The organism is Bradyrhizobium sp. DOA1 (assembly GCF_001593325.1).
GTDB lineage: Bacteria > Pseudomonadota > Alphaproteobacteria > Rhizobiales > Xanthobacteraceae > Bradyrhizobium.
Genome location: NZ_JXJM01000001.1, coordinates 2,559,788 through 2,573,143, shown reverse-complemented (window position 1 = coordinate 2,573,143; position 13,356 = coordinate 2,559,788). Strand labels below are relative to the sequence as shown.

The 13,356-nt window shown below is 65.4% G+C and carries 15 protein-coding genes; 9 read left to right on the top strand and 6 right to left on the bottom strand.

Annotated elements, in window-relative coordinates; translation table 11 throughout:
* Positions 1-134 precede the first annotated feature (134 nt).
* Positions 135-980 carry a cell envelope integrity EipB family protein gene (locus SE91_RS12185; protein WP_061847769.1) on the bottom strand — a complete coding sequence of 282 codons (846 nt, stop codon included), beginning with the start codon at positions 978-980 and terminating at the stop codon, positions 135-137.
* A gap of 229 nt (positions 981-1,209) precedes the next feature.
* Here SE91_RS12185 and SE91_RS12180 point away from each other — a divergent pair, with 229 nt between their 5' ends.
* The 4 genes from SE91_RS12180 (at position 1,210) to SE91_RS12165 (ending at position 4,379) form a co-directional block, all read left to right on the top strand.
* Positions 1,210-1,677 carry a RidA family protein gene (locus SE91_RS12180; protein WP_018321130.1) on the top strand — a complete coding sequence of 156 codons (468 nt, stop codon included), beginning with the start codon at positions 1,210-1,212 and terminating at the stop codon, positions 1,675-1,677.
* Positions 1,678-1,682: 5 nt separating this feature from the next.
* Positions 1,683-2,429: a glycerophosphodiester phosphodiesterase gene (locus SE91_RS12175; protein WP_061847768.1), complete on the top strand. Its 747-nt coding sequence runs from the start codon at positions 1,683-1,685 to the stop codon at positions 2,427-2,429.
* A gap of 218 nt (positions 2,430-2,647) precedes the next feature.
* Positions 2,648-3,889, top strand: a complete 1,242-nt coding sequence (locus tag SE91_RS12170) for a GNAT family N-acetyltransferase (RefSeq protein WP_061851097.1) — start codon at positions 2,648-2,650, stop codon at positions 3,887-3,889.
* 61 nt (positions 3,890-3,950) lie between these two features.
* On the top strand, positions 3,951-4,379 hold the full coding sequence (locus SE91_RS12165; RefSeq protein WP_061847767.1) for an HIT family protein: 429 nt from the start codon (positions 3,951-3,953) through the stop codon (positions 4,377-4,379).
* 145 nt (positions 4,380-4,524) lie between these two features.
* On the opposite strand, the gene tsaA is transcribed toward SE91_RS12165, so the two are convergent.
* The 4 genes from tsaA to SE91_RS12145 all read right to left on the bottom strand — a co-directional run bounded on the left by tsaA (position 4,525) and on the right by SE91_RS12145 (position 7,247).
* Positions 4,525-5,016 carry a tRNA (N6-threonylcarbamoyladenosine(37)-N6)-methyltransferase TrmO gene (gene tsaA, locus SE91_RS12160; protein ID WP_061847766.1) on the bottom strand — a complete coding sequence of 164 codons (492 nt, stop codon included), beginning with the start codon at positions 5,014-5,016 and terminating at the stop codon, positions 4,525-4,527.
* 32 nt (positions 5,017-5,048) lie between these two features.
* On the bottom strand, positions 5,049-5,399 hold the full coding sequence (locus tag SE91_RS12155) for an AzlD domain-containing protein (RefSeq protein ID WP_008548581.1): 351 nt from the start codon (positions 5,397-5,399) through the stop codon (positions 5,049-5,051).
* Positions 5,396-6,136 (bottom strand): AzlC family ABC transporter permease, encoded by a 741-nt coding sequence (locus SE91_RS12150; protein ID WP_061847765.1) that lies wholly within the window; start codon positions 6,134-6,136, stop codon positions 5,396-5,398. The genes SE91_RS12155 and SE91_RS12150 overlap by 4 nt, the downstream gene beginning before the upstream one ends.
* 154 nt (positions 6,137-6,290) lie before the next feature.
* Complete coding sequence (locus tag SE91_RS12145) at positions 6,291-7,247, bottom strand: lytic transglycosylase domain-containing protein (protein WP_061847764.1); 957 nt, start codon at positions 7,245-7,247, stop codon at positions 6,291-6,293.
* An 88-nt stretch (positions 7,248-7,335) separates the two neighbouring features.
* Here SE91_RS12145 and SE91_RS12140 point away from each other — a divergent pair, with 88 nt between their 5' ends.
* Positions 7,336-7,980 carry an HAD family hydrolase gene (locus SE91_RS12140; protein WP_061847763.1) on the top strand — a complete coding sequence of 215 codons (645 nt, stop codon included), beginning with the start codon at positions 7,336-7,338 and terminating at the stop codon, positions 7,978-7,980.
* On the top strand, positions 7,977-8,513 hold the full coding sequence (locus SE91_RS12135; RefSeq protein WP_061847762.1) for a hypothetical protein: 537 nt from the start codon (positions 7,977-7,979) through the stop codon (positions 8,511-8,513). The genes SE91_RS12140 and SE91_RS12135 overlap by 4 nt, the downstream gene beginning before the upstream one ends.
* 11 nt (positions 8,514-8,524) lie before the next feature.
* Here the strand turns inward: SE91_RS12135 and SE91_RS12130 are convergent, their stop codons facing one another.
* Positions 8,525-9,541: a carbon-nitrogen hydrolase family protein gene (locus SE91_RS12130; protein ID WP_061851096.1), complete on the bottom strand. Its 1,017-nt coding sequence runs from the start codon at positions 9,539-9,541 to the stop codon at positions 8,525-8,527.
* Positions 9,542-9,734: 193 nt separating this feature from the next.
* On the opposite strand from SE91_RS12130, the gene SE91_RS12125 reads away from it, so the two are divergent.
* From SE91_RS12125 to SE91_RS12115, 3 genes are all read left to right on the top strand, one after another.
* Positions 9,735-10,691, top strand: a complete 957-nt coding sequence (locus tag SE91_RS12125; RefSeq protein ID WP_061847761.1) for an AraC-like ligand-binding domain-containing protein — start codon at positions 9,735-9,737, stop codon at positions 10,689-10,691.
* A gap of 147 nt (positions 10,692-10,838) precedes the next feature.
* Positions 10,839-11,864, top strand: coding sequence for an aldo/keto reductase (locus SE91_RS12120; protein ID WP_061847760.1), 1,026 nt, complete (start codon positions 10,839-10,841; stop codon positions 11,862-11,864).
* 167 nt (positions 11,865-12,031) lie between these two features.
* A partial coding sequence (locus SE91_RS12115; RefSeq protein WP_061847759.1) for an MFS transporter occupies positions 12,032-13,356 on the top strand: 1,325 nt, incomplete at its 3' end.

Sequence of the window (13,356 nt, the reverse complement as noted above, 5' to 3'; positions counted from 1 at the left end):
AAAGCGACGAAGCAATCCAGAATCTTTCCGCGGCCGACTCTGGATTGCTTCGCGGAGCCTGTCATCGGGCCGCACTACGCGCGGACCCGTTGGCTCGCAATGACTAGGAGAGAGCGGAGCCTCGGCTAGAGCCCTCAATTACAGGGCTTGCTGTCCTTGACGTCGAACTTGCCCATCGCGCCGGAGATGACGAAATCGTTGTAATCGAGCACGAGCTGGCGCGAGACGCCGTTCTCGTAGAGCTCGAACGCCATCGCATAGACCGGCGTCTGCTCGCCCTCCTTCTGCTGGGCGTCGCGGTCGAAATAGCTGACGGTGACCGGCCAGCGCTTAAGGGACTTCATGTGCTCGTCCGCCGTCGAAGGATCGGACGAGGTGGCGCGGTCGGCGGGGATCGGCTGGCCGATCACGGTCAGCGTGTTGTAGACCTTCTGGCCGTCGTCGGAGCCGTCATAGACGGAGAGCTCGAGCAGCGACTTGCCGTCCTTGGCGGCGGCGATGATGCGCTGGATCTGCTCGGTCGGGAACACGATCTTGCCGTCGAGCGTGAACGTCTTCGGCGCCGGCAGCTTCAGCTTGACGTTGATATGGTCGCCGTCGCGCTCGGCCGAGCCGTCGACGCGACCGGCATCGGCCTCGTTCATGCGCGTCTCGATCTTGAAGCGGTAGCTCTTGCCGGCGGCATCCTCCCAGGAGTTGGAGCGAAGGTCGCTGAGCGTGACTTTGCCCTCGCCGCTGTCGAGCTCGGAGACCTGACGGAAATCGGAGGTATAGCCCTCGCAGGCGCTCCCCGCGAAATTGTAGAGGATGCGGCCGCGGGCGCTGTTGACCGACTTGGAGCGCGATTTCACGAGGCTGAGGTCATAGAGCGCCTGATGCGCGAGGAACGGACCGTTGGCGGCCTGAGCCCCGCCGCCAAGGCCGAAACTGGCCGCGGCGAGCGCCATCACACCGAGCGAAGTCCGGAAAAGGTGCACCATGTCTCATCCCTAGGGGAGCGTAGATTCGACATTTTAATGACCGTTCCATTGCGTCGCAACTGAGGCCGTTTCACGTAAATTTGCCCCTTCGCATTGAACCTCCCGGCCCGCCGCTGCCCGCGCGCCGGCTTCCTTGCATGTGACGGCACAATGGGCGAAACAGGCGCGCCCGGCGGTCAAACCCGAGATTGTCCCCGGGCGAATGAATTCCGGGACAATGAGGTCGAACATGGCGGGCACGGTCGAACAGAAGCTGGCGGAACAGGGCATCAAGCTGCACGAGGCCCCCACACCCGTGGCCAATTACGTGCCGTTCGTGCGCACCGGCAATTTGCTGTTCGTCTCCGGCCAGGTCTGCTTCGACCCTGCCGGCAAGCTGATCGCCAAGGGCAAGCTGGGTGCCGGCGTCTCGATCGAGGACGGCGCTGCCGCCGCCCGCGGCTGCGCGGTGAACCTGCTGGCGCAGGTCAAGGCGGCGCTGGGCGACCTCGACAAGGTCGTGCGCGTGGTCCGTCTCGGCGGCTTCATCAACTCGGCGCCAGACTTCCTGGACGGGCCCAAGGTGCTGAACGGCGCCTCCGACCTGATGGTCGCGGCCTTCGGCGACAAGGGCCGCCATGCCCGCACCACGGTCGGGGTCGCCTCCCTGCCGGCCGATGCCGCGGTCGAGGTCGACGGCGTGTTCGAGGTCGCCTGACGCAGATGCGCGCTCCGGATTGGCTGACAGCCCGGCCGGTCGCCCATCGCGGCCTGCATGACATTTCGCGCGGCATCGTCGAGAACATGCCGGGCGCGGTCCAGGCTGCGATCGCAGGCAATTTCTCGATCGAGGTCGATATCCAGCTTTCGTCCGACGGCGAGGCCATGGTGCACCACGACCATGCCCTCGGCCGCCTCACCGAGGCCACCGGCGAGGTGATCGACAAGACTGCGGCCGAGCTCAGAGCGGTCAGGTTCAAGGATACGAACGAGCGGATGATGTCGCTGTCCGACCTCTGCGCCCTGGTCGCCGGTCGGGTGCCGCTGGTGATCGAGGTGAAGAGCCATTTTGGCGGCGACCGCAAGCTGGTGACGCGGATGGCCGAGGTGCTGGCATCCTATGACGGCCCCGCGGTCGGCATGTCCTTCGATCCCGACCAGGTGCTGGCGCTGCGCGAGCTGTTGCCCAACCGTCCGCGCGGCATCGTCGCGCAGCGGACCTATGAGGACGACTATTGGGCCAACCTGACCCAGGCGCAGCGCGACAGCATGCTGTACCTGCGCCACGGCCTCCAGACCCAGCCCCATTTCGTCGCCTTCAAGGTCGACCACCTGCCGGCCCCCGCCCCCTGGATCGCCCGCAACGTCTTCGGCTGTGCCCTGCTTGGCTGGACCGTGCGCACGGGCGAGCAGCGGACTCGGGTCGGGCAGTATGCCGATCAGATGATCTTCGAGGGGTTCGTGCCGTAGGGCGCGGCATGCAACCAGTAGCGCTCGTGTCCGGACAAGCTGCAACGCTTCAGCGTTGCGGCGCAGAGCCGGGATTCATCTCTCCGCGAGCACGCTGCCACATGGGCCCCGGCTCTACAGCGCACCGCTGACGGAGCGCTGCGCTGCGTCCAGGGCACGCGAGCATGCCTGTTCCCGCCCCCTTGAAGTCGCTGCTGCAATGCACGATCTTGCACGCAATGGCATCATCCGACATTACGCTCGAGGCCGTACCGTCCATTGGCGAGGTGTCGCCAGAGGATTGGGACGCCTGCGCCAATCCCGGCAAAGCTTGCAACGGGCATGGCGCAGGAACCTCATCCGCTCTTCCAGGCGATTCCCTCGGCCTCTCAAAACCCGCCTATAACCCGTTCGTCTCGCACGCCTTTCTCTCCGCCGTGGAGAAATCGGGTTCGGCGACGATCCGTACCGGCTGGGGACCGCGGCACTTGGTGGCCAAGCTCGATGGCCGCGTCGCCGGCGTCGTACCCTGCTATCTGAAATCGCACAGCCAAGGCGAGTACGTCTTCGATCGCGGCTGGGCGGATGCCTATGAGCGCGCCGGCGGACGCTACTACCCGAAGCTCCAGGTCTCGGTTCCCTTCACGCCGGCGACGGGACCACGGCTGCTGGTCCGCGACGGCGTCGATCGCGAGCGGATCACCGAGGCGCTGGCGAGCGGGCTGGTGGCGCTGTGCGGGGTCAGCAAGGCCTCCTCGGTCCACGTCACCTTCGCGCGCGAGGCGGAATGGAAGCTGCTCGCCCAGCACGGCTTCCTGCAGCGCACCGACCAGCAGTTCCACTGGCACAATGACGGATTTGCGAGCTTCGATGACTTCCTGGCGACGCTGAACTCGCGCCACCGCAAATCGATCAAGCGCGAGCGACGCGACGCGCTGGCCGCCGGCATCACCATTCACTGGCTCACTGGCAGCGACATCACCGAGGACGCCTGGGATGCGTTCTTCATGTTCTACATGGAGACCGGCTCGCGCAAATGGGGCCGGCCCTATCTGACACGCGAGTTCTTCTCGCTGATCGGCGAGACCATGAGAGATGACGTGCTGCTGGTAATGGCCCGCCGCAACGATCGCTGGATCGCGGGCGCGATCAACTTCATCGGCTCGGATACGCTGTTCGGCCGCAACTGGGGCGCGGTCGAGCATCATCCGTTCCTGCATTTCGAGGTCTGTTATTATCAGGCGATCGATTTCGCGATCAAACGCGGCCTGAAGCATGTCGAGGCGGGCGCGCAGGGCGAGCACAAGATCGCCCGCGGCTACCTGCCGCGCACCACCCACTCCGCCCACTTCATCGCCGATCCCGGCCTGCGCCGCGCCATCGACGATTATCTCAAGCGCGAGCGCGCCTATGTCGCGGAAGCCGGACGGGAGCTCGCCGAGCTCGGCCCGTTCCGCAAAGGCATCGACGAGGCGCCTTGACGCCTCGCCAGGGCTGGTGACAGTAAGCGCAAAACCGAGTGCATAGTTCTTGGGAGCCGTCATGACCGCCTACGACACCAACAACATCTTCGCAAAAATCCTGCGCGGCGAGCTGCCCTGCCACAAGGTATACGAGGACGAGCACGTCTTCGCCTTCCTCGACATCATGCCGCGCGTGCCGGGCCATACGCTGGTGATCCCGAAGGCCCCTGCCCGCAACATCCTCGACATCAAGCCGGACGATTATGCCCATGTGGCCCGCGGCGCGCACAAGATTGCGGCGGCCGCGATGAAGGCGTTCGATGCCGATGGCATCACTGTGCAGCAATTCAACGAGCCCGCGGGCGGACAGGTCGTGTTTCATCTGCACATGCATGTGATGCCGCGCCACGACGGCGTTTCCATGCTGCCGCCGGCGAGCCGCAAGGAAGAAGACAAGGTGCTGCAGGACCACGCGGCCAAGCTGATCGCGGCGTTGAAGGCGGGGTAGCGCCGCATACTCCGTCATTGCGAGGAGCCCTTGCGACGAAGCAATCCAGACTGTCTCCGCGGAAGCAGCCTGGATTGCTTCGCGGAGCCTGTCATCGGGCCGCGCTTTGCGCGGATCCGGTGGCTCGCAATGACGGAGGAGAGACTCACTCCGTCTGGAAATCCCCTGCTTGCGGCGCGGCGAGCGGGGTAAACTCGCAGCGGTCGGGCTTGATGTCGATCAGCGGCGTGTTGTCGATGCAATCGAGGCCGCGCACCAGGATCGCATTGCCCTCGATCCCGACCAGCTTGACGATCGACGTGCCGATCGGATTGGGCCGCACCGGTGAGCGCAACGAAAACGTGCCGCGCGTCTTCTCGTTGTTCTTCGGGCTTTGCAGGACGATGTCGCGGCGCGACTGGTCGAGCCAGTAGAGCACCTCGAGATTGCTGTAGAAATCGACGCCCTTGATCGCCGGGACGAACGGCTCGAAGATCTCGAGCCGGCACACCGGGCCATCCTGACGTCCCTGCCGCGGCGTCTCAAGCCGCGACGTCCAGGGGGTGCGGATGCGGCCGATGAAGACGAGACCGGCATCTTGCGCCGGCGGCAGCTCGATGGCGAGCTCGCCGTCGCGGAGCTCCTGTTCGCGAACCATATGTGCTGTTCCTTAGCTGTTCGCAGGCGGTTCTAGCCCAACCACCACTTGCCGGCCAGCATGAAGACTTCGCCCGTGACCACGCCCGCGAAGATCGAGCGGCGGGTCAGCAGGAAGACGGCGAGCCCGGCGCCGACCGCGCCATAGCGCAGCACGTCAGGCACGCTGGCCAGCGCGCCCGGCGGCTGGACCACGATCTGGGCGATGACGCCGGCCAGGATCGCGGTTGCGACCGCCCTCACCCAGACCAGCAGCTCGGAGCCCTCGTCGATGCCGCCGCCGAACCACAGGCCCAGCATGCGCCAGATCTGGTTCGGAACGACGCCAGCGACGAACAGCACGACGAGCGCCTGCCAGTCGCCGATGAGCTGCGCGTAGCTCATGCGCGCCCCTCCCGCCACCAATGCACGCCATAGGCGATCGTGCCGGCTACAAGGCCGCTGACGAGGATGTCGAGGCCGGAGTTCATCTTCGCTGCCAGCGGATAGAGCAGAATGCCGAGCGCCAGCGCGACGACGTCGGCAGCCTCGCGGCTGTTGCGCGCGGTCGAGAACAGGAACGACAGCGGCGTCAGCATCAGGATCGCCGCTCCCAACGTCTGCGTCAGATTGGCGGCGAGGAAAAAGCCGACCGTGTTGGCACAGAGGCACACCGAGACCAGACCGAAGCCAAGGCCATTGACGAAGGCGATCCGCCGCTCGCGCGGCACCTGTGGCAGGAAGCGATGGCATTCGACCCACAGCGTCACGGCCGTCAGATGCGCCGCGAAGAACAGCTCTCGCCGTTTGGTCGTCGGTGTGCGCATTAGCGGCAGCACTGATACGACCATCGGAAACAGTCGGATCGCGCTCACCGTCACCGCGATCGCCGACTGGATGATGGTGGCGCCCGAGCCGAGCGTGGTGATCAGGATGATCTGCGCCGGACCCGCCCAGACGAACAGCGTCGAGCACAGTGCCCAGAGCAGGCTGAAATGGGTGTCATGGGCCAGCGCGCCGATGCCGAGATAAGTCGCGAACAGGACGAGCGTGAGAATCGTCTGCGTGACCGAGCGCAGACCCCAGGCAAACGCACGCCAGGAGCTATTCCATTGCGGTGAATCGAGCGGAGGGAGCGCCACGGGAGATTTGGCCGGTGGAGGAATCGTGCCCGCATAACGGGCGATGCGGCAGCTTGCGTCAAGCAAGCGAGCGGCGGGGCTGGCATGCGTGACGCAGCCACCGCCGTCATTCCGGGGCGGCTCGAAGAGCCGAACCTGGAATGACGGAGAGACTTTACCCCGCCACACCCCTGTTCTTCAGCACGAAGCATGCACCGCCCGCCTTGCGGATGCGGTTGCACAGATCGTCCGCCTCATTGCGCGTGTCGGCGCCGATGCGCACCTGGTAGAACGCGCGCGTGCCGCGGCTGCGCATCACCGAACTCAGCAGGCTCGGGTCGCGCTCTCCGATCACCGCGCTCAGCCGCGTGACCGCGCGGGAATACATCGCCAGCGCCCTGTTGCGGTCGAAGCCGGCAGCGAGCTGGACGCCCCAGGCCTTCGCGGCCGCAAGCTCCACATGCTGCTCGAGTTCGGCAACGAACGCATTCGGCGCGCGCTTGAGCAGCGCCATCAGATCGCGGCAGCTCGTCGGCGGCGCGCTCGGCGGTCCCTTGCCGGTCGCGCCCGCTTTGGCCCAGGCATCGACGCTGGTGCCGGTGATGGCGTAGACGTAGTTGCGGGTTTGCTCCGGCATTCCGCCGGTGCCCGCCAGCCATTCCTGCACCCGGCGCGGCCCGGCGTTGTAGGCGGCTGCCGCGAGACCAAGATTGCCGAACTGGTTGCGCAGCTCGTTCAGAAACTCCGCCGACTTCGGCAATGCCTGCACCGGATTGAAAGGATCGAGCAGCCCGCGCTCGCTCGCGGTGCCGGGCATGAATTGCGCGATCCCCTGCGCATGTTGGCCGCTGCGCGTCATCGGCCCGACCGCATCGGCCTGGAAACGGCTTTCCTGCCAGATCACGCGCGCGAAGAACTCCAGCGGCAAATCATTGTCGCGCGCGGCCGCCTCCACGATCAAGCAGATCGATTCCCGCGTGTCACTCTCGCGGGCGTCTTTCGGCTTCTCCGCCGGCTTTGCGGGTTCTTCGGCGGCCTTCGCCGGCGCATCGGCGGGCGGCGTCTCCTCGGCTAGCGCCGATGACAGCACGAGGGCCTGGCACAGGACAGCGATAAACCGAGCTATTCGCATGGCATCGATGTAACAGGACAAATCGGACCTTGACTTGGAACCCCAGCCAACTAGCAACGGACGGCAGTATCAACGCAGGTCCGGCCCGATGGTGACAATCTTTTTTGATCTTGACGGCACGCTGACCGACCCCAAGCCCGGGATCACCCGCTCGATCCAGTATGCTTTGGAACGGCTCGGCGTCTCCGTGCCGAGCGAGGACGAACTGACCTGGTGCATCGGCCCTCCGCTGCTTGCGAGCCTTCGAAAGCTCACCGGAACCGATGAGCTCGCCGACCGTGCGCTCCTGCTCTATCGCGAGCGCTTCAGCGACGTCGGCCTGTTCGAGAACGAGGCTTACAGCGGAATTGCGGACACATTGTCGTCGCTCGCAGCGACACGTCAGCGCATGTTCGTGGCGACCAGCAAGCCCGCCGTCTACGCCACGCGCATCGTCGATCATTTCGGCCTGAAGCCGTATTTCGAGCGCGTGTTCGGCTCCGAGCTCGACGGCACGCGCGTCGACAAGCGCGACCTACTCCGCTACGCGCTCGACGAGACGGAGGTCAATCCGCAGCGAGCGATCATGATCGGCGACCGCAGCCACGACGTGGTCGGCGCCCGCACCAACGGCATGACCGCCATCGGTGTGCTCTACGGCTACGGCAGCGAAGCCGAGCTGCGGGAGGCCGGGGCACACCATATCTGCGCCGCGCATCCTGAATTGCTCGACCATTGCGTGGGCATCTCATGACCGATCTGGAATTGGACGCTTACGCCAAGCTGGTCAGCGTCCTGACGTTGACAGTGCGCCAATTCGAGACTGCGAGGCCGGACGAACTCCCGACGATAAACGAGTCAAACTTGCCTCCGCCTTTCGTCTTCACATGGTACGAGTCGCTGATGGAACGAAGCTTAGACTTCCTGTGGAGGCTCAAGATTTTCAGATCACTGGATAAAGAGAACAGAGGCCTCGACCCATTTTTCAAATTCGACTGCAATCTTGACGACGTTCCTATCATCGCCAAGAAACACGCCGCAAATGGTCCGACGTTGGACAGTCTGGTGTGGCTCTACATTGAGCTAAGATCAGAGTACAACAGAATGCACCTTGATCGGTCGACACTGTTCTTCCTCGGCGAGGTGCCAGCCTTTTCGATCAGCGAAGATGAGAAAGAAGCATTCAAGGCCCTTGAGGAGCTTGGCTATGTAAAAGCTGTTCCAGGCGGATACGCCACCACCGCTAAGACTGACACCCTCCTTTCCAAGCCTTGGTGGGACGAGTGAATTGGTTGCGATCAGCTTGCTGCCGCAGCGATGTCCGTTGGCTCAGCCATGTCGGCCGGCAACGCGAACTGCTCGACGCGCTGGTATCGCTTCTTGTTGAGCAGGAGCCGCGTCACGTCGGGCCGCGAATAGTGCCCGGCGGGATCGGCGGCGTTCTTGGCGATGCCGATGGCGCCGAGGTCGATCTCGGCGATCAGCAGCCCCTCCTGGTCCGGCGCCAGCTTCTCGCCGATCTGGCTGCCGTCCGGGCCGTAGATCGCGGCGAACCCGCCGCCGGCATGCAGCAGCGCATGCTTGTCCGGCCGGTCGCAGAGCTCGTCGATCATGGCCTGCGACACCGTCGCACAAGGCGCCAGCACGAAGCAGGAGCCTTCCACGGCGTAGACGCGCGAAGCCGCATTGTTGACCTCGGCCCCTAACGCCGGCGCGAAGGGATCGTAGAGCGAGAAGCTCGGCCACGCCGCGACATGCACCTGCTCGTTCTGGGCGTACATCGCGTATTTCGACAGCGGCTGGAGATGCTCCCAGCAGCACAGCGCGCCGATGCGGCCGATGTCAGGTCGCGCATGCACGGCAAGGTCGCTGCCGTCACCCTCGCCATAGACGGTGCGCTCGGCATGGGTCGGCCGCAGCTTGCGGCGCTTGGCGATAGTCTCGCCGTCGGGCCCGATCAGCCATTGCGCGAGGTAGAGGCTGCCGCCGTCGCGCTCGGACAGGCCGATCACGGCCGTGAGCTTTGCCTTGCGCACGGCCTGGCGCAGCTTTTCAGCCTGCCCACTATCATAGGACAGCGAATTATCGAAATAACGCTGCACGAAGCCGCGGCCGATCGCCCAGGCCGGCGAGTCCATCCAGATGTGCCAGGGGTAACCGGGGATGAAGGCTTCGGGAAAGGCGATCAGCTTGGCGCCCTTTTGCGCGGCCTCCCTGATCAGCGCGATCGACTTGTCGATCGAGGCGTCGAGGTCGAGCCAGGCCGGCGCCGCCTGCACCACCGCCACCTTGTATTTCGGATGTTCGATGCCCATTGCCGCCTCCATTGCCGGTTGATCGGAAGCCAGGTCCGATGCAGTCTATTTGGCCAAGCCGGGCGGCCGGGCGCTCGACCACGGCGGAACAAAAACTCGACTGGAGGGATCGCCCGGTACGGGATTTGCCTCCGGTCAGGCTCGATCCGCACGAACACGCGGTTTTGCAGGATGTGAAAGGGAGGCTGTCCTTATGCCAATCCAGTTCACAACGGACGGCAGCCCCGGCTATCGGCGGCTCGCCCTCTGGCAGGATATCGTTTGCGACGTCTTCGTCGGGCTCGACTGCAAGTCGGACCTCGGCAGCGCCTTTCACGGCTCGGTCACGCAGGCTTCGCTCGGCAAGGCCGTGTGCTCCGAGGTCTGCTCCGACCGCCAGCACGTCTTCCGCACGCCCTCGCGCATCGCACGCTCGGACCAGGATTTTGTCCTGGTCGCGCTCGGCAATCGCGGCAACGGCGGCGTGGTGCAGGACGGCCGCGAGACTGTGATCCATCCCGGCGAGTTCGCCTTGTACGACACCACGCGGCCCTATGAGCTGAAGTTCAACGACAGCTTCACCCAGACTATCTTCAAGGTGCCGCGCGAGATGCTGCATCGCCGGCTCGGCGGCACCGAGACGCTGACCGCGATCTCCTTCGGCATCGATGCGCCGCTCGAGCGGCTCGCCTACGATTTCATCGTGAGGCTCTGCCAGAACGCAGACAGGCTGGCTCCGAACAACGCGGCGGCGCTGTCGGAGCAGGCCGTCGACCTGCTTGCGATGGCGTTGAGCGAACGGCTCGGCGAGACGTCACTGCCGTCCTCGACCCACCGCTCCGCCCTACTGTTTCGACTGAAGGCGCACATCCGCGCGCATCTGGCCGATCCCGAGCTTTCACTCGCCGACACCGCGGCGGCGCTCGGCATCTCGCCGCGCTATGTCAATGATCTCCTCGCCGACGAGGACACCTCGTTCCAGCGCCACGTCCTTGCCGAGCGTCTCGCCCAATGCCGGCGCGACCTCGCCTCGCCGATGCTCGCCCATCGCCACATCAGCGAGATCGCGTTCGCCTGGGGCTTCAACGACCTCTCGCATTTCGGCCGCGTCTTCCGCGAGCATTTCGGGATGTCGCCGCGCGATTTCAGACAGAGCCAGCTGCGGCATTGATATCGTTCCGGCCAGCCATCGCCTGGACGACTAGGCCATTCCCAAGCAAGGCCGGTATGTGAGCGCGTGATAGGACGCGGCGCCTGCTTGCACTATCCTTTGACATCAAGCCGTACGGACAATCGTCGGCCAGCAAGGAGCATATCAATGGAATACCGACGCTTGGGCCGCTCAGGCCTCATGGTGCCCGCCTTGAGTCTCGGCACCGGCACCTTCGGCGGCGTCGGCCGCCTTGCTGCGTGGGGCACGACGGATGCGACCGAAGCCCGGCGCCTTCTGGACATCTGCCTCGAGGCCGGCGTGTCGATGTTCGACACTGCCAACGTCTATTCGCTCGGCGAGTCCGAGCGGGTGCTCGGCGAAGCCATCAAGGGCCGCCGCGACCAGGTGCTGATCTCGACCAAGGCCACCTTCCGCTTCGGCGATGGTCCCAATGACATCGGCTCGTCGCGGCAACACCTGCTCAAAGCCATCGACGGTTCGCTCAGCCGGCTCGGCACCGATTACATCGACCTGTTCCAGCTCCATGGTTTCGATGCCTTCACCCCGCCCGAAGAGGTGCTCTCAACCCTCGACGTGCTCGTGCGCGCCGGCAAGATCCGTTACGTCGGCGTCTCGAACTTTTCGGGCTGGCACCTGATGAAGTCGCTCGCGGTCGCCGACAAACACGGCTTCCCGCGCTACGTCGCCAATCAGACCTACTACTCCCTGATCGGGCGCGACTACGAATGGGAGCTGATGCCGCTCGGCATCGACCAGGGGCTGGGCGCCGTGGTCTGGTCGCCGCTCGGCTGGGGCCGCCTCACCGGCAAGATCCGCCGCGGCCAGCCGAAGCCCGAGGTCAGCCGCCTGCCCAAGACCGCCGAGTTCGGCCCGCCGGTGCCGGACGAGCATGTCTATCGCGTCGTCGATGCCATCGACGAGATCGCGAAGGAGACCGGCAAAAGCGTCTCGCAGATCGCGCTCAACTGGCTGCTGCAGCGTCCCACGGTCTCGACACTGATCATCGGCGCCCGCAACGAGACGCAGCTGCGCGAAAATCTCGGCGCGGTCGGCTGGTCCTTGAGCAAGGACCAGGTCGCAAAGCTCGATGCCGCGAGCAAGGTGACGCTGCCTTATCCCTATTGGCACCAGCGCACGACCTTTACCGACCGCAACCCGCCGGCGGTGTAGGCACCTGCACGAAATCACGGACAGGCCGCGAAAGCCCCCGATGCCCTGCCGCGCCGGGGAACCAGGCTTTCGACGCGGGAACTGTCCGTGTCCTGCCGGGTTGCGATCCATCCTGCGATTTCCTAATCGGGAGATGAACCACGGCTCGAATCAAGCGCGCCTTCATCATGTCGTCCGCACCCATCGAGCATGCCGACGGCCTGCCGCAGCCGCAGCGCAACCAAGCGGTACTGACTATCGCGCTCGGCATCATCATGGCGGTGGTCGACAGCGCCATCGCCAACGTGGCGCTGCCGACGATCGCGGCCGACCTCGATGCGAGCCCGGCCTTCTCGATCTGGATCGTCAACGGCTACCAACTCGCGATCACGATCTCGCTGCTGCCGCTGGCGTCGCTCGGCGAGATCGTCGGCTATCGCCGCGTCTATCTGGTCGGGCTGGTGCTGTTCACGATTGCCTCCGCCCTGTGCGCGCTGGCGGACACGCTGCCCCTGCTGACGATGGCGCGGATCCTCCAGGGCTTTGGCGCGGCCGGCATCATGAGCGTCAACGCGGCGCTGGTGCGCTTCACCTATCCGCGCAGCCAGCTCGGCCGCGGCATCGGGCTCAACGCGCTCGTCGTGGCCTTCTCGGCCGCCGTCGGCCCGACGCTGGCGGCCGGCATTCTCGCGGTCGGAAGCTGGCCGTGGCTGTTCGCCATCAACGTGCCGCTCGGTGCGGTGACTTTGCTGATCGGCTTGCGCAGCCTGCCGCACACCAAGCCCGCGGGCCGCTCCTTCGACTGGCAGAGCGCGGGCCTGTCGGCGATCACGTTCGGCGTCGGCATTGCGGCGGTCGACAGCGTCGGTCATGGCCAGGCCGCGATCACCTGCCTCGTGCAGTTCGCCATCGCGCTCGTCGCCGGCGCTCTGCTCATCTATCGCGAAACGCACATGACCTCGCCGCTGTTGCCGGTCGATCTGTTGCGCATCCCGGTCTTCGCGCTGTCGATTGCAACCTCGATCGCGTCGTTCTGTGGACAGATGCTGGCCTTCGTCGCGATCCCCTTCTACCTCCAGAGCCGCTTCGGCTATTCCGCCGTGCACATGGGCCTATTGATCACGCCCTGGCCGATCGCGGTGGCGTTCGCGGCGCCCCTTGCCGGCCGTCTGGTCGAGCACTATCCGGCCGGCCTGCTCGGCGGCATCGGGCTCACGCTGTTTGCCTGTGGCCTTGCCGCGCTCGCGTTCCTGCCCGCGAGCCCGACGCCGTTCGACGTGATCTGGCGCATGGCGCTGGCAGGTGCCGGCTTCGGCCTGTTCCAGACCCCCAACAACCGCACCATGATCGCGGCCGCCCCGCGCGAGCGCGCCGGCGGCGCCAGCGGCATGCTGGGCACGGCCCGGCTGCTCGGCCAGACCACCGGCGCTGCGCTGGTCGCGCTGCTGCTCGGGCGGTATCCGGTCGAGGGCACGAGGCTGGCGCTCCTCGCCGGCGTCGGATTTGCGCTCTG